General features: G+C 44.1%; 18 protein-coding genes. 11 read left to right on the forward strand and 7 right to left on the reverse strand.

Annotated elements, in window-relative coordinates; translation table 11 throughout:
• Positions 1-23: 23 nt before the first annotated feature.
• The 3 genes from ACO1PK_RS09760 to ACO1PK_RS09770 all read right to left on the reverse strand — a co-directional run bounded on the left by ACO1PK_RS09760 (position 24) and on the right by ACO1PK_RS09770 (position 3078).
• Positions 24-488: a hypothetical protein gene (locus ACO1PK_RS09760; RefSeq protein ID WP_423185444.1), complete on the reverse strand. Its 465-nt coding sequence runs from the start codon at positions 486-488 to the stop codon at positions 24-26.
• A gap of 176 nt (positions 489-664) precedes the next feature.
• Complete coding sequence (locus tag ACO1PK_RS09765; RefSeq protein ID WP_423185445.1) at positions 665-2482, reverse strand: M48 family metallopeptidase; 1818 nt, start codon at positions 2480-2482, stop codon at positions 665-667.
• A 5-nt stretch (positions 2483-2487) separates the two neighbouring features.
• Positions 2488-3078: a LemA family protein gene (locus ACO1PK_RS09770; protein WP_423185446.1), complete on the reverse strand. Its 591-nt coding sequence runs from the start codon at positions 3076-3078 to the stop codon at positions 2488-2490.
• 131 nt (positions 3079-3209) lie between these two features.
• Here ACO1PK_RS09770 and glpE point away from each other — a divergent pair, with 131 nt between their 5' ends.
• Both glpE and glpG read left to right on the forward strand, forming a co-directional pair.
• Positions 3210-3545 (forward strand): thiosulfate sulfurtransferase GlpE, encoded by a 336-nt coding sequence (gene glpE / locus ACO1PK_RS09775; protein ID WP_423185447.1) that lies wholly within the window; start codon positions 3210-3212, stop codon positions 3543-3545.
• Entirely contained in the window at positions 3538-4353 is an 816-nt protein-coding gene (gene glpG / locus ACO1PK_RS09780) for a rhomboid family intramembrane serine protease GlpG (RefSeq protein WP_423185448.1), read from the forward strand. The genes glpE and glpG overlap by 8 nt, the downstream gene beginning before the upstream one ends.
• Here the strand turns inward: glpG and ACO1PK_RS09785 are convergent.
• Positions 4347-4754 (reverse strand): flagellar basal body-associated FliL family protein, encoded by a 408-nt coding sequence (locus tag ACO1PK_RS09785; RefSeq protein ID WP_423185449.1) that lies wholly within the window; start codon positions 4752-4754, stop codon positions 4347-4349. The genes glpG and ACO1PK_RS09785 overlap by 7 nt on opposite strands.
• Before the next feature lie 149 nt (positions 4755-4903).
• On the opposite strand from ACO1PK_RS09785, the gene ACO1PK_RS09790 reads away from it, so the two are divergent.
• From ACO1PK_RS09790 to ACO1PK_RS09800, 3 genes are read left to right on the forward strand one after another with little or no spacing between them, the layout of a single operon-like run.
• On the forward strand, positions 4904-5422 hold the full coding sequence (locus tag ACO1PK_RS09790) for a chorismate--pyruvate lyase family protein (protein WP_423185450.1): 519 nt from the start codon (positions 4904-4906) through the stop codon (positions 5420-5422).
• Positions 5419-6291, forward strand: coding sequence for a 4-hydroxybenzoate octaprenyltransferase (gene ubiA, locus ACO1PK_RS09795; RefSeq protein ID WP_423185451.1), 873 nt, complete (start codon positions 5419-5421; stop codon positions 6289-6291). Before ACO1PK_RS09790 ends, ubiA begins: the two co-directional genes overlap by 4 nt.
• Entirely contained in the window at positions 6288-6710 is a 423-nt protein-coding gene (locus ACO1PK_RS09800) for a DUF192 domain-containing protein (RefSeq protein ID WP_423185452.1), read from the forward strand. Before ubiA ends, ACO1PK_RS09800 begins: the two co-directional genes overlap by 4 nt.
• A 4-nt stretch (positions 6711-6714) precedes the next feature.
• On the opposite strand, the gene ACO1PK_RS09805 is transcribed toward ACO1PK_RS09800, so the two are convergent.
• Entirely contained in the window at positions 6715-7332 is a 618-nt protein-coding gene (locus ACO1PK_RS09805; RefSeq protein ID WP_423185453.1) for a 2OG-Fe(II) oxygenase, read from the reverse strand.
• A gap of 117 nt (positions 7333-7449) precedes the next feature.
• Here ACO1PK_RS09805 and ACO1PK_RS09810 point away from each other — a divergent pair, with 117 nt between their 5' ends.
• Positions 7450-8040 carry a DUF3833 domain-containing protein gene (locus tag ACO1PK_RS09810; RefSeq protein WP_423185454.1) on the forward strand — a complete coding sequence of 197 codons (591 nt, stop codon included), beginning with the start codon at positions 7450-7452 and terminating at the stop codon, positions 8038-8040.
• Between the two features lie 43 nt (positions 8041-8083).
• On the opposite strand, the gene ACO1PK_RS09815 is transcribed toward ACO1PK_RS09810, so the two are convergent.
• A complete protein-coding gene (locus ACO1PK_RS09815) occupies positions 8084-8674 on the reverse strand; it encodes a DUF4136 domain-containing protein (protein WP_423185455.1) in 591 nt (196 codons plus the stop codon).
• Between the two features lie 259 nt (positions 8675-8933).
• Between ACO1PK_RS09815 and ACO1PK_RS09820 the strand changes: the two genes are divergently transcribed.
• Positions 8934-9581, forward strand: a complete 648-nt coding sequence (locus ACO1PK_RS09820; protein WP_423185456.1) for a YjaG family protein — start codon at positions 8934-8936, stop codon at positions 9579-9581.
• Positions 9582-9600: 19 nt separating this feature from the next.
• Here ACO1PK_RS09820 and rsmD read toward each other — a convergent pair whose 3' ends face one another.
• The gene (gene rsmD, locus ACO1PK_RS09825) at positions 9601-10191 is read right to left on the reverse strand and encodes a 16S rRNA (guanine(966)-N(2))-methyltransferase RsmD (protein ID WP_423185457.1); all 591 of its coding nucleotides are present in this window, start codon (positions 10189-10191) and stop codon (positions 9601-9603) included.
• Between the two features lie 81 nt (positions 10192-10272).
• Between rsmD and ftsY the strand changes: the two genes are divergently transcribed.
• From ftsY to rpoH, 4 genes are all read left to right on the forward strand, one after another.
• Entirely contained in the window at positions 10273-11544 is a 1272-nt protein-coding gene (gene ftsY / locus ACO1PK_RS09830; protein WP_423185458.1) for a signal recognition particle-docking protein FtsY, read from the forward strand.
• A gap of 4 nt (positions 11545-11548) precedes the next feature.
• The gene (gene ftsE, locus ACO1PK_RS09835; RefSeq protein WP_423185459.1) at positions 11549-12232 is read left to right on the forward strand and encodes a cell division ATP-binding protein FtsE; all 684 of its coding nucleotides are present in this window, start codon (positions 11549-11551) and stop codon (positions 12230-12232) included.
• A complete protein-coding gene (gene ftsX, locus ACO1PK_RS09840) occupies positions 12229-13209 on the forward strand; it encodes a permease-like cell division protein FtsX (RefSeq protein WP_423185460.1) in 981 nt (326 codons plus the stop codon). The genes ftsE and ftsX overlap by 4 nt, the downstream gene beginning before the upstream one ends.
• Before the next feature lie 128 nt (positions 13210-13337).
• Complete coding sequence (rpoH, locus tag ACO1PK_RS09845; protein ID WP_423185461.1) at positions 13338-14189, forward strand: RNA polymerase sigma factor RpoH; 852 nt, start codon at positions 13338-13340, stop codon at positions 14187-14189.
• Positions 14190-14219 lie beyond the last annotated feature (30 nt).

Genomic DNA, 14219 nt, shown 5'->3' on the forward strand with positions numbered 1-14219 from the left:
TCCGCAGTGAATGACGATTGCTATTATGAATCTAAATAAGGGCGGCCTAACATCAGTTGTTGTGCCAGCTGCTGTTCAGTTTGTTGTTCTGAAAGCTGTAAATCGTTAAATTGTACATCAAATTGTAGCAGATCATCATCTGGCAAATTAAGAGCTACCAATTTATCAGGAACTTGCCCTACTTGCCGATAAGCATTAATAGCGACCTGTGCCGCTTGCTCCATCAGCATTAAAAAATCTCCTAACGGGTATTGTTGGAAGATTTCTGCATCTAAATGTGCCCAGCCTAACAAATCGCCACTGATACTGCCGTCAGCATGATCGGTAAACAACATGGATACGGCAGCACAGTTTGGATTTTCGCCTGGTACAAATTGCTCCGCATCTTCGGCAGAAAAGAGTAAGACATAGCCAAATCCCGGGCAGCCTTCTGCATCCATTTCGTCGAACGAGGTATCGTACAACAAGAATAATTGATTATCAGACATGGCGTCATTCCCAAGGTTAAAAATAGTCCGTTATTCTACCTGAGGTAACGACGCGGCTAAAGCTCTGTCTAACATTCTTGCCACACAACTTATCGTTTTTCGTATTTTTCAATGCTCCTAATCAGGAGGATATTGAAAAGTTGATGAGGCTTTGCCCAAAATTGGTAGCAAAAAAGTTAGAACATGTCTAAATGTGGAACTGGCATTTCCAGCAACAAAGCGAGGAAATTGACTAAACCTTGTTCTTCATTTGTAAAGTGCTGGTCGACTTTCATTGCACTAAGAATAGTTTGCCAAATTTTTTCTTTATTACGAGGAGACGCTTGCAATAATGGCAGTAAAGCCATATTTAGCTCACTAAAGTTAACTACAGGCTTCGGTAGGTCGCTTGGTAAGTTGAGCGAAGTTAGTATCGTTAGCCAAGCAGTTTGAGTGGCTTGGGCATGACCTGCGCAATCTGCAACTGCGCTTAAAAATGGCAGTAATGCTGGCAGCAAATCAGTCAGTTTTTGTTGATTAAAAGTGCGAATTACCTGTTTGGCATCATATTCACTGGCAACGACATGTTCAATAAAACTTATACAGAGCCATTGTTTAAACGTCGGCATTGGGCCAATAAGTTGCTGTAATAGCTGGTCAAATTGTTGAAATTCACTCTCAGTCAACTGTTTCAATGCTGGTATCGACATTTGTAATAGCTGGACTTGTTGTGCTAACGGTAATCGCAGTATGGCATCTGTTAATTGATCAACTTCGCTTAACAAGGCATGGCTGCCATAAGCTTTAATATGGGTTAATTGTGTTGCAAAGTTATTGTCTGCAGCTACTGCTGTTGTGGGGCTTTCTAAAAGCATGACACAAACAATGGCTTGAGCAGACAAGCGCTGATGGCTACTCTGGGTTAATAGCATAGGGATAGCGGCTAACATCGCGCGCCGTTGCTGCTCCTCAGGCAGATCTTTACTTTGCGCTGGGCTAACCGTCGCCACGGTTGGCGTTTTGCTAAAACGACCATTCCAGCTGGGATCAAGGCGGCGGATCCGTTTCTCAAGAGGTGGATGAGTTGCAAAGATCGCAGCCCAACGACTAATCGCTTCCCCAAAAAATAAATGACTCACTTCATCGGCATTGCCGTGACTAATATGCGTACCTGCTTGATAGCCGCCAATACGTTTTAGTGCTCCCGCTATGCCCCGTGAGTTACGACTAAATTGCACAGCAGACGCATCTGCCAGATATTCACGTTGACGGCTCACAGCGGCTTTAATTAAGTTACCAAAAAAAGAGCCTAGATAGCCAATGATAACTAACCCTAGACCGAGAAGAAATAAGGCGCCTGCGCTGTCATCCCGCTTTCGGCTGCTGCGAACCAACTGACTGCCTCGACTTGCTCGTAATAAGTAATAACCTATATGACCGATAAATAAGATGCCATTTAGAATTGCGATAAGACGAATATTCATGCGCATATCACCATTCAAAATATGGCTAAATTCATGCGCCACTACACCTTGTAACTCGTCACGATTCAGCTGTTCGATACAACCTTGGGTAACCCCAATTACCGCATCAGCGGGGCTATAACCTGCAGCAAACGCATTGATACCACGTTCAGGTAATAAGTAAACTGGAGGTACGGGTAAATTGGCAGCAACCGCCATTTCCTCCACAACGTTTAACAAGCGACGATGCAAGGGATCCTGACTGTCAGCCGATACGCGCTCACCACCTAGCGATTGCGCGATGGTACGTCCACCTAGTTTCAGTTGTTGCCATTTGGCTACTATGGCTAAGCCAATGATCGTAATCACGACTAAGCTAATGCTAAGGCTTAACTCCCAGGGCAAAAAGCTAGCTTGGCCTTGAAACAGGCCAAAGCTCAGCATCACCAGTAGATTAGTCAGAATAACTAAAGAGCAGACGGCAAGTAAAAATAACAAAATAAGCAGATTGGTATTACGTCTGGCCAGATCTTGCTGCTTAAAAAAGTTCATATAAGTTAAAAGCTAACCCTAGGTGCTACCTGTATTTGTGCACTATCAGCAAATTCTAATAACTTGGCGTCATGCGCATGACCAAAGCTGGCGGCGAAGAACATCGGCGGAAAACTTTGTTTGTAGCTATTGTACTCGGTAACGGCATCGTTGAATGCCTGACGGGCAAACGCAACGCGGTTTTCGGTACTGGTTAACTCTTCCGTCAGCTGCATCATGTTCTGATTGGCTTTTAAATCTGGGTAAGCTTCCATCACCATGCTAAAGCGGCTCATGGCTCCCTGTAAAGCACCTTCAGCTGACGCGAGTTGGTTAATTGCGCCTGCATCACCAGGGTTATTTACGGCAACCTTTAAACCGGCCATAGCGGCATTTCGCGCATTAATCACCGCTTCAAGCGTTTCACGCTCATGCTGCATGTAGGCTTTCGCCGTTTCTACCAAATTTGGAATTAAATCGTAGCGACGTTTTAGCTGTACTTCAATTTGCGCAAAAGCATTTTGAAAGCGATTTCTTAGTTTTACCAGCTGATTAAAAATGCTGATGATATAAAACACTGCTACCGCAATCAGCGTTAAAATAATAAGTAGTGTCATAACAGGCTCCAACATAATGTTGTGTATATTGTTAACGATATTTTAATCTGGTGTCTAGCGGTTTGTGATTATCTGCTGCTGATATTTTGTGTGTGCTGAGGTATGATATAAAAAAGTGTTAAGGGTAGCTTATGAGTGACTTCAAACGAATTTCAATAGCACAAGCAAAGCAACTGATTCAGGACAATGCAGTAATAGCGGACATTCGCGATGAGCAAAGCTTTGCGCAAGGCCATATGGCAAAAGCGTTTCATCTTACCAATACCAGTTTAGGCCAGTTTATGCGTGAGCATGACTATTCTCAACCCGTCGTCGTGGTGTGTTATCACGGCAATTCTAGCCAAGGTGCTGCGCAATATTTAGCAGAACAAGGTTACGAGCAGGTTTTTAGCATGGATGGTGGTTTCGAAAGTTGGCGTAGCCAAGAACCGTACGTCACTGCTGAAGATAGTGAAGATAATGCATAGATTTGTTGAGTTTAAATCGGCAAAGGCGGCATTATTATTTGCCGATTACTGCCAAACTCAAGGGATCCCAGTAGACGTTCAGCCAGAAGGGGCCGTAACCGCATTATTAGCCCCTGCAGAACATATCGAGCAGTTGCAAACCTTACTGGAACAGTTTTTACAAGATCCTGCTCATCCGCGCTATCAGGCTGCAGCTTGGCAGCAAAGCCACACTGTACAAAGCGCGTCTAGCAATAATAGCTGGAATTTATCTGCATTGTGGCACTTGCCTGTGACCAGTTTGGTGGTGTTAACCACGCTACTCGTTTATTTGTGGCAACAGATCGATTTTGCTGGCGCCAATGCCAGTTTACAACTGACTGACACTTCAGCAGTTTGGCGCTGGGTAACCCCAGCATTTTTGCATTTCTCGCTAACGCATCTAGTGTTTAATTTATGTTGGTGGGTGTTGCTAGGTCATAAAATTGAGCGACAGCTTAGTAGTTGGGTCTTATTCCAGATCATGTTAAGTAGCGCAGTACTCTCAAACGGCTTACAACTGGCGCTCGCAGGGCCAAACTTTGGGGGGCTGTCTGGAGTCGTATATGCGCTGTTGGGCTATTGTTGGTTGTCTGACCGGCTAAATGCTAGTCAGCACTATCCTGTGACCAATGGCTTAGCTGTCTTTATGATCTTCTGGTTAGCGTTAGGTTTTATGGATGTGCTTTGGGTCAATATGGCAAACTGGGCACACTTAGGTGGATTGTTATGTGGTTTGGGTTGGGCCTGGTTAACTAAAAACTCCAGACCCACAGCAAAGACCTATTGATAAAGAAACTTGGTAAAAAGCACATCCTGTACCATGGTTTGGCCCGTTTCACGTTTTAGCAGTTGCTGCAATTCTTCCAAAATTTGCAGCCTCACTTCTTCGCGGCCGGTCAACGATTTAATTTTTTGTTCTGGCTGCTTACTTAAAATACCAATTATTCTATCCAGAATAATGGGCTCATGGTACTCAATGGTTTTCAAAGCATCTTTGCTGGGCAGCATCAGTTCAACCGATACTCTTACATAGCCTAGCGTTTTTCTATTATCCGCAACGTAATTAGTCACAATATCCGGATCAAAACCATAGTAAACGACTTCTACAGGGGCTGAGTTTTTAGCATTTACTGGTGCAATTGGCATAACCAGTAGCATGGTCAAAATGAAAGTAAGTAGTTTCACCATGTTGAACCCTTTAAACAATGACTATTTGGTAGTCTGTTAATCATATCAGCAGTTAGTATAATTATCTAACTACCCTCAATTAAGGCTGAAAAATATTTAGCTGCTTGCTATGATGCCGTAAATTTTTTACCCCTAGTTTTCCTAAAATAATGACGGCAGTTTTATCTTTAGATGCCTCTTGGCAATTAGCGAGTACACAAACCGTGCCTTTGGCTTTAGCGCCATGGTTGCTGGAAGCTGCATCGCTCACGGCGCGTTTAAAAGCCCACAGTACAGATTTTCGGCTACAGTTGTTAGGAGAAAGCGCGATAACGTTGCCGACATTTTTACAACCTTGTTTTCAGCAACCGATCAGTACCTGTATGCGTCGCGAAGTAGTGATGTGGTGCAATCAGCAGCCCGCAGTTTATGCACAAAGCTGGATACCAAACCAAAGTATACAACAATTAAAACAATTAGCTATTTTAGGAGAGCAACCATTAGGTGAGTTGTTATTTCAATTTCCAGATGTGGTGCGTAGCCCTATTGAGGTAGCGCAATTGCCCTTAAAAACAGCGCCTTTTCCAGTAGTAGCAGGTAACTATTGGGCTCGACGCTCCGTATTTACGGTGGCAGGCCAACCCATTTTAGTGGCAGAAGTATTTTTGCCAGGAGTAATATCAATATGACATGGCAATTAAGTTGGCAGCGTAAGGCACTGTATTGGCAATTGATGCGCATGGATAAGCCGATAGGTATTTACTTGCTGCTGTGGCCGACTTGGTGGGCGTTATGGTTGGCTGCTGAAGGTATTCCTGATCTTGGCATGTGGTTAGTCTTTAGTTTAGGTGTCATTTTGATGCGATCTGCTGGTTGTGTTATTAATGATTTTGCTGATCGTCACGTCGATGGGCAAGTGGAAAGAACTAAATTACGTCCTCTGGCAACTGGCTCAGTCTCGGTGCAAGAAGCGCTACAACTTTTCGGTTTACTGTTAGGTTTGGCAGCTCTCTTGCTGCTGTTCTTAAATAATCAAACACGCTTATTGGCCTTAGTGGCGGTAGTGCTAGCCAGCTGTTATCCCTTTATGAAACGCTATACACACCTACCGCAGGTAGTTTTGGGTGCTGCCTATAGTTGGGGGATCCCTATGGCATTTATGGCGCTACAAGGAGAGGTGCCCATGTATGCGTGGTTGCTTTATCTAGCCAATTTATGCTGGACGGTTGCTTATGATACTTTTTATGCGTTAGTTGATCGCCCAGATGATCTGCAGGTAGGGATCAAATCCACGGCGATCTTGTTTGGTGCTTATGCACAACCGATTATTATACTCTTGCAACTGGCATTTCTTGGTTTACTTTACCTTGTTGCTGAGATGACCGCTATGGCGTGGCCGTTCTATTTTGCCTTGATTGGTGCGCTTTTAGCGTTTCTATATCAACATTATCTGGCTTGGCAGCATCGGCAAGGTGCTTTTCAAGCGTTCTTGCATAATCATTATGTAGGTATGCTTATTTTTATTGGGTTATTTGTGAGCTTGGGATGGTATCAATGAAATTATGGTTTATTGCCGCGCTATTATTATTAACCAGCTGTGTTGCCATAACCGCTACCACAGACTTTCCTCTCGTCAATTTGCAGCTTGAACAGAAGACTATCCAAGTGCAATTAGCCGCAACGCCAGAGTTACGTGCTAAGGGCCTGATGTTCCAACAAGCGGCTGACCCAGGCATGCTATTGCTCTATGCTGAGCCGCAACACATCAGTTTGTGGATGCGCAATACCAGTATGCCATTGGATGTGGCTTTTATCGATACTGACTGGCGCATCCACCATATTAGACAACTCGAACCTTATGATGAAACCTCGGTACCTTCCGAAATTGCTGTTATTGCTGCTTTAGAAATGCCCAGAGGATGGTTTGCGGCTAACCAGCTGGCCGCTGGTGCTCAGTTAACACTACTTGATCATTAAGCCTTTAGCTGCCTGGATCAACCAAGCCATTCAGGCTGTTATTACGGCGAAACCAGCCCGCTATGCTAAAACGCTCATCAATAGCCGGTAGTACCTGATGAGGAAAGCGCTCGCTTTCAAAAATCACTAAACCGGCTGCTTCAGGTTTAATGGTGGTTAATAACTGCTCCTCTTCATCGAAAAGTTGCAACTCACCACCTTGTGTAACGCTATTTAAGTAACTTACCGTGGTTAACACCCGATTAGAGCGACCTCTAAAAGCGTCTACATGCTTTTGGTAAAAATCACCTTGCTGATAACGTGCATAATGACATTCAAAGTCGAATAATCCCATGAAGAACCTCTGATTAAACCACTGTTGTAATTCTGCCATCATTGCCAGATAACCTTGTTGTGCTAAGGAGCGACCATCTAACCAGGCGGTTTGATCACGGCGGATTTGCGCGTTGACATTATGGTCTTGTTGTCTACCAACGCCAGCTTGCTGCAAAGCTTGCAGGTGAAGGTCTTCCAATAACGCATGGTTTAATGCTGTGGGTAAAAATTGCGGTACCCATACCCAGCCATGCTGATAGAAATGGTCTGCTAATTCACTGAATGCAGTATTTGCTGGCTGTGACATACTGTTAATCCGGCAGTTAAAAAATAATGCTTAGTTTGCCATATTCCGCGCTTTTGGGCGAGAGTGAGCCAGAATAGGTTACATAGCGTAAGAAAGCCTAAATAAAGGAGAAGTATCATGCGGATTATAAGTTTAGTTTTAATAGGTCTTTTAGCTGGTTGTAGTCAGTCAGTACAACAGTATCAGGCAGAAACGCCAGTACTATCGTTAAAGGAGTTTTTTGCCGGCTCAGGTAAAGCCTATGGTGTTTTACAAGACTGGCGTGGCAAACAGACATTACGTTTTACTGCCGATCTCTGTGGCGAGTGGACTGGTGATCGTGGCGATCTTTATGAAGTGTTTTATTTTAGTGATGGCCGAGTTGAGCAGCGTCATTGGCGTTTACAGCAGTTTGCCGATGGTAGAGTCAGCGGCACTGCTGATGACGTTGTTGGTAGTGCGCAAGGGCAATTAGCAGGTAATGCCTTATATTGGCAGTATGTGTTACGTATTCCATATAACGATGGCACTTTAGATGTCACGGTAAAAGATTGGTTGTACCTAATTGATCAGCAGAATGTGATTAACCGAACCAGCATGCACAAGTTTGGGGTAAAAGTAGCAGATCTGACGCTTTCTCTGCAGCAATTAGACCCAAACGCGCGTTGTGACTCGTTAAAGCTTCAAGTCGCGGAATTGGCGGCAGCAGCAAAAATTAAAGTTAACTAGTCAGTTTTAAGTAAGGTGTGTCAGTATATTGAAAACACACCGGCTACTGCCGGCGTGTTATCGGATACTGTGTAAATATCTGATTCACCACCCGAGCCATAGACTCCCGCGGTTGCTCGATATCTTGCTTGTTTAATACGCCTTCAGCAATGCCTTCCCATACCAATTGTTTGCGAGCAGCATCAACCACATCTACATTGACGGTGCCGAACTTGTAACGAACGGTTTCAATTTCTTGCTGATAATATGGGAAAGGGCTGTAAAAGCCACGACGGTAATGATAATACCCATAATAAGGAAGAGCCGTTGTCGTATTTGTTCGAATATCTGCTCGTTGTTCTACATTAGAGTTAAAGTTAATTAACAGTTGCGGCGATTGATCTGTATAACGATAACCTCGAGCGGTCATTTCTGCCGTTACCGCTGCTTTAAGATGTTGCGTGACCAAGGAAGTGTAACCATGTTGGTCTGTTGCCAGCTGCTCCATAAAGCCAAAAGTTTGATAATTAGCCAAGTTAGCATCCGGTGCGAGATCCGAGCGTACTTTTGGACCGGTGGCACAAGCCGTCAGCCAAAACGCACAACTTAAGATAAGTAAGTTACGGCAAATTTGTAGAAACGATGGCTTTTTCATAAACACCTGCCTTAATCCTTAGGGTTATAGGTTTTACTGCTGTACTTTTGTACAAGATCAGTAACTAACCTCATTAATTGCACTCGTATTGACCTGAAAGTTTAGCAAAAGTTCCTAGAGGTCAACAGCATAAGCAGCCTATTGCCGCGATATAATACACTGGGAATGCGTAAAGTGTTGTGTGGTTTTTTCGTAACTGTGTTTAAATATAACCAAAGCAGGCCAGTGTGTGTCGCAGGCGAAAAATAGCAGGATCTTTATGAAGCAAAAAGCCAATAACTTTCAATTAATGCGTGAGTTAAGTTTTCATCAACAAGCTGCCATTGCAGCCGCATTGCTAGAGCGTATGTTACCTAATTACCAACTTTTTGCTGAGGTAAGTCAATTTGGCGATAGTAAGTTACTGCGCAATATTCTGGATTTGTGCTGGGAGTGGCTGACCGTTAAAAAGGTTAAAATTAACTTTGAACGCTTGGCTGAAGAGTTAGAACTGGTGACGCCTGAAGTGACTCAGTTTGATATGTTTGGCGTTTATCCTGCGGTAGATAGCGCCACTGCGCTAGATATGATGCTAAATGGTATTTCTCAGCAAGATGCTGCCGAGTTTATTAATGTGGCTAAGATCTCTCAGGCTACGGTGGCACGGTTGATTGAATATGAGGCTGAAGAGTTAGCGATCACCACCGAAGCTGAATTAAAAAAAGTGGTGCGTGATCATCCTTTAATGCAATACGAAATGGACTGTTTGGCAGAGTTAATTGCATTGGTTAAGCCAATGCATCCGGTCGGTCGAGAGCAAATGCAGCAATTAAAAGCTTGGGTAAGAGAACAAGGGCTAACCAATTTGGCTATGGAGCTGCCACTGCACAGTACTGCAGCGGTCAGCGAAACCCCAATCACAGAATAATCGCTTACCTATTATATGGTTATTGCCTAAGCCATAAACGATACGCGAGCTGGCCAGCAATGTTTTCTTTTAGCAATTGCCAGTTGGTAGGAATGGCTGTTAAAGGTAGTTCTTTTTCGGTTTCTAAATAAATTAGTGCACTTTCAGTTAACCAGCCATGTTGCTCCAAGGCCTGACAGCATGGTTGCGCTAAATTTTGTCGAAATGGCGGATCGATAAACACCAGACTATATTGACGCTTGGCTGGTTGCTGTAAAAACTGGAGGCAATCTTTATTTATTACCTCTGCATGTTCCGCGGTTAACTGTTGCAAATGTTGCTGCAATTGCTTTGCTAAAGCAGGGGCTTTTTCGACTAGCGTGACATGGGCAGCATACCGCGACAAGGCTTCTAAGCCTAAGCTACCACTACCTGCGAAACAATCTAAGACAGTGCTTTGCGCGGTATCATGCATTAGCCAGTTAAAAAGGGTCTCTTTGACGCGATCGGTGGTGGGTCTTAGGCCAAGCGCATCGGCTACCGGTAAGCGTTTACCGCGCCATTTACCGCTAATTATTCTGACATAGCCTGGTTGAGCAGTATTGGACGTGCGGGTTTTAGGTTGTTTCATCTATTGCTTTTTGCCTGCATCATAAAGGTGTTAGTATAAGGCTAATTTTATCCTAGTTTTCCGACTCTGACACAAAAGCATATGACAAAACAAAATAAACTCTTTTCCTGGCTCGGTTTTGGTAAGAAAAACACCGATCAAGTCGTCACCCCAGAAAGTACTGAGCAAGGCGTTACTTCAGAGAGTAATGCACAAGGCGTTAAACCAGAAAATACTGAACGCTTAGCGGATAGCCAAGCACCGATTTCATCTTCTGAGTCTGCTGACAGTTCAGAGATAACTTCGGAAGTGGTGCAAGCTACCACGACTATTATTGAGACAGAGACTGCGCCAGCGGCTACAGCAACGGCCAGCACCGCAATAACTGTTGATGCGTCTGCCACTGAACAAGTTGCAACAGCTGTGGCTGTGCCAAGTCCATCGCAACAGCCTAAGGCAGGTTTTTTTACTCGCTTAAAACAAGGTTTAGCAAAGACCAGTCAAAATTTAGGTGCAGGTCTGGCGTCATTGTTTGTGGGTAAAAAAATTGATGACGATTTATATGAGGAGTTGGAGACGCAACTGTTGTTAGCTGATGTGGGCATGGATACCACACAGAAGCTAATTAAACAGCTGACCCTGCATGCCGATCGCAAAGCGTTAAAAGATGCTGATTTACTGTTTGATAAACTGCAGCAAGACATGGCAACCTTGTTACAGGATGTGGAACAGCCCTTGTTACCTGAAGCGGCAGAGGGGCCCTTTGTGATTTTAATGGTGGGGGTTAACGGAGTGGGTAAAACTACCACCATTGGTAAAATGGCACAGCAATTTAAGCAGCAAGGCAAGAGTGTGATGTTGGCGGCTGGTGATACCTTTCGTGCTGCAGCGGTAGAGCAGCTACAAGTGTGGGGTGATCGTAATAAGATCCCGGTCATTGCCCAACATACTGGCGCTGATAGTGCCTCGGTTATTTTTGATGCATATCAAGCGGCTAAAGCACGTAAAGTCGATATTCTGATTGCCGATACTGCGGGACGCTTACAAAATAAAGCGCATTTGATGGAAGAGTTGAAAAAAATCGTGCGGGTGCTGCAAAAAATTGATGTTAAAGCGCCACACGAAGTCATGCTAACACTGGATGCAGGTACTGGGCAAAATGCACTAAGTCAGGCCAAATTGTTCAATGAAGCTGTACCGCTGACAGGCATTAGTTTAACCAAGTTGGATGGCACAGCTAAAGGTGGCGTGATTTTTGCCATTGCTGATCAATTTAAGGTGCCTATTCGTTTTATCGGTGTAGGTGAAGCAATTGACGATTTAAGGCAGTTTGCGGCGAAAGACTTTATTCGGGCGCTGTTTAATAAGGAATAATGCCATGTTGCAGTTTGATCAGGTCAGTAAAACCTATCCTGGCGGTTTTGTCGCACTAGAGCGCATCAATTTTCGTATCGCTAAGGGGGAGATGGCGTTTCTAACCGGTCATTCTGGGGCTGGCAAAAGCACCATTTTAAAATTGATTAGTATGATTGAGCGACCGAGTACAGGGCGCGTGATGATTAATAACGTGGATTTGAGTCGGTTGAAGCGCAGTCAGGTGCCTTATGTAAGACGCGATGTCGGTATTATTTTTCAAAACCATCGTTTGCTAATGAATCATACCGTATTCGACAATGTGGCTTTACCTTTAGTCATTGAAGGCTTTACTGGTAAGGAAATGGTCAAGCGTGTGCACGCCGCCTTAGATAAAGTGGGATTACTGGATAAACAACGTTGTTTGCCTGAAACCTTATCTGGTGGTGAACAGCAAAGGGTCGGTATAGCCCGTGCGGTAGTGAATAAACCCCCGCTCTTGTTGGCAGATGAGCCCACAGGTAATTTGGATCCTGATTTGTCGCGCGATATTATGCGAGTATTTGAAGCCTTTAATCAGGTGGGCGTTTCTGTTTTAGTCGCGACACATGATTTAGGTTTGATTGCGCGGATGCGTTATCGAACGCTAACATTAAAGCAAGGGAAAATGATTAATGATGGCTTAATGCCATTACAGGAGCCATTATGAGTATCCTGTTTAGTGGCCGAGCGAGTGGGGCAACAGCAAATCGTATTGGCATCATCAGACGTTTTTTGATGTTTTTTGTGCATCATATTCGGCAGAGTATTGCCAGTTTAGGAGAGTTATGGCGCACCCCAGCCGCTTCCATACTGACAATTATGGTGCTTGGGTTGAGTTTAACCTTACCGGTAACCTTACATTTATTGGTCAAAAATGCGCAACAAATCAGTGGTGGTTTTGCTAAGGCCGCCGAGATAAACTTATTTTTGCAAGATACGGCCTCAACGCAACAAATTCAGAGTTTAATCACTATTTTGAATGCTGATGCGAAAATCGCTTCGGTGCAACATATTACTAAAGCGCAAGCCATGGCGGAATTTCAACAAGCTTCGGGCTTTGGCGCCGCACTCAATTATTTAACCGATAATCCTTTACCTGATGTTTTGGTGGTGCAACCGGTGAATACGGATCCCGCTGCTGCCAGAGCATTAATGCAGCAATTAAGTCAGGAGCGGATCGTCGAACTCGCTAAACTCGACTTGGAATGGCTTATACGGTTAGAAGCTATTGTGCGTTTAATGCAACAAGCGGTGATTGCTATCGGTTTGTTACTGTTAAGTGCAGTACTTTTTATTGTGAGCAATACGATACGCCTATCTATTATGAACAAGCGCGAAGAAATTGAGGTCATGAAACTCGTTGGCGCGACAGATGCGTTTATTCAGCGTCCATTTCTTTACACCGGTTTCTGGTATGGCATTCTCGGTGGTATCTTGGCCTTTATCGTTTGTGAAATATTATTATGGTGGTTAGGTACTGCTATTCAAGCTATCACTGAATTATATGACAGTCATTTTCAAATTCAGGCGATGAGTCTCTTCGAGTTTCTTAGCGTTATTTCGCTTGCTGTGCTCTTAGGTGTCGTTGGTTCTTACTTATCTGTTCGTCGTCATCTTCATGCTATTGAGCCTTCTGGTCCATAGTTTATCAAATTATTGAAATGATATTTATTAGAACAAGCCGTTCTTAAAAATAGTGAAACTACCATTAGCACTCTCCGCCAAAGAGTGCTAATATTCTTGCATCGAGTTTCAATAGGATGAGCAATACCATGACAAAATCAGCTTTTATGCCACTTACAGTAGCAGCCAGCGGTAGTCTGGAAGCTTATACACACGCAGTTAGTAGTATTCCTATGCTAAGTGCAGAGGAAGAGCGCAATTTAGCCGAGCGTTTGCAGCAAGATGGTGATTTAGAGGCGGCTCGCCAATTAATCATGTCGCATTTGCGCTTTGTTGTACACATTGCTCGCAGTTACTCAGGTTATGGCTTACCAGTTAGCGATTTGATTCAGGAAGGCAATATTGGCTTAATGAAAGCCGTAAAGCGCTTCGACCCTGCCGTAGGTGTTCGCTTAGTCTCTTTTGCGGTGCATTGGATTAAAGCGGAAATTCATGAGTATGTGCTGAAAAACTGGCGCATTGTTAAAATTGCTACCACCAAAGCACAACGCAAGTTATTTTTTAATTTACGTAAAGCCAAAAAACATCTTGGTTGGTTTAATCAAGAAGAGGTGAAAAACGTCGCCGAATCTCTTGGCGTCGCTGAGCATGAAGTGCGCGAGATGGAATCTCGTATGAGCAACTACGATATGCCATTTGACGCGCCAGATGATGATGAAGAGAATGCTCACACTGCGCCAGTCTATTATCTGGAAGATAAAGCGTCAGATTTAGCTGAGCAAGTTGCGGATGATCAATGGGATACCGCAGCGGTTGATCGTTTACAGGCTGCCATTCGCACTTTAGATGAGCGTAGCCAAGATATTGTACGGGCGCGTTGGTTAGACAATCAAAAGCTAACGCTACAAGATCTGGCTGATCGCTATCAGGTGTCCGCAGAACGTGTACGCCAACTAGAAAAAAATGCGATGAAAAAACTACAACAGGCCCTAGCTAGTTAACACTCTTAGTATTTGCTGAAGCTCCGGTGC

The organism is Alishewanella sp. d11, from assembly GCF_049390205.1.
Lineage (GTDB): Bacteria > Pseudomonadota > Gammaproteobacteria > Enterobacterales > Alteromonadaceae > Alishewanella.

Excerpts from the sequence above, each read along its gene's own strand:
- ACO1PK_RS09805 (WP_423185453.1), bottom strand. The coding sequence starts at position 7,332 with ATGTCACAGCCAGCAAATACTGCATTCAGTGAATTAGCAGACCATTTC.
- ubiA (WP_423185451.1), top strand. The coding sequence starts at position 5,419 with ATGACATGGCAATTAAGTTGGCAGCGTAAGGCACTGTATTGGCAATTG.
- ACO1PK_RS09760 (WP_423185444.1), bottom strand. The coding sequence starts at position 488 with ATGTCTGATAATCAATTATTCTTGTTGTACGATACCTCGTTCGACGAA.
- ftsX (WP_423185460.1), top strand. The coding sequence starts at position 12,229 with ATGAGTATCCTGTTTAGTGGCCGAGCGAGTGGGGCAACAGCAAATCGT.
- ftsE (WP_423185459.1), top strand. The coding sequence starts at position 11,549 with ATGTTGCAGTTTGATCAGGTCAGTAAAACCTATCCTGGCGGTTTTGTC.
- rpoH (WP_423185461.1), top strand. The coding sequence starts at position 13,338 with ATGACAAAATCAGCTTTTATGCCACTTACAGTAGCAGCCAGCGGTAGT.
- ACO1PK_RS09815 (WP_423185455.1), bottom strand. The coding sequence starts at position 8,674 with ATGAAAAAGCCATCGTTTCTACAAATTTGCCGTAACTTACTTATCTTA.
- ACO1PK_RS09765 (WP_423185445.1), bottom strand. The coding sequence starts at position 2,482 with ATGAACTTTTTTAAGCAGCAAGATCTGGCCAGACGTAATACCAATCTG.
- ACO1PK_RS09820 (WP_423185456.1), top strand. The coding sequence starts at position 8,934 with ATGAAGCAAAAAGCCAATAACTTTCAATTAATGCGTGAGTTAAGTTTT.
- ACO1PK_RS09800 (WP_423185452.1), top strand. The coding sequence starts at position 6,288 with ATGAAATTATGGTTTATTGCCGCGCTATTATTATTAACCAGCTGTGTT.
- glpG (WP_423185448.1), top strand. The coding sequence starts at position 3,538 with ATGCATAGATTTGTTGAGTTTAAATCGGCAAAGGCGGCATTATTATTT.
- ACO1PK_RS09785 (WP_423185449.1), bottom strand. The coding sequence starts at position 4,754 with ATGGTGAAACTACTTACTTTCATTTTGACCATGCTACTGGTTATGCCA.
- rsmD (WP_423185457.1), bottom strand. The coding sequence starts at position 10,191 with ATGAAACAACCTAAAACCCGCACGTCCAATACTGCTCAACCAGGCTAT.
- ftsY (WP_423185458.1), top strand. The coding sequence starts at position 10,273 with ATGACAAAACAAAATAAACTCTTTTCCTGGCTCGGTTTTGGTAAGAAA.
- ACO1PK_RS09770 (WP_423185446.1), bottom strand. The coding sequence starts at position 3,078 with ATGACACTACTTATTATTTTAACGCTGATTGCGGTAGCAGTGTTTTAT.
- ACO1PK_RS09810 (WP_423185454.1), top strand. The coding sequence starts at position 7,450 with ATGCGGATTATAAGTTTAGTTTTAATAGGTCTTTTAGCTGGTTGTAGT.
- glpE (WP_423185447.1), top strand. The coding sequence starts at position 3,210 with ATGAGTGACTTCAAACGAATTTCAATAGCACAAGCAAAGCAACTGATT.
- ACO1PK_RS09790 (WP_423185450.1), top strand. The coding sequence starts at position 4,904 with ATGACGGCAGTTTTATCTTTAGATGCCTCTTGGCAATTAGCGAGTACA.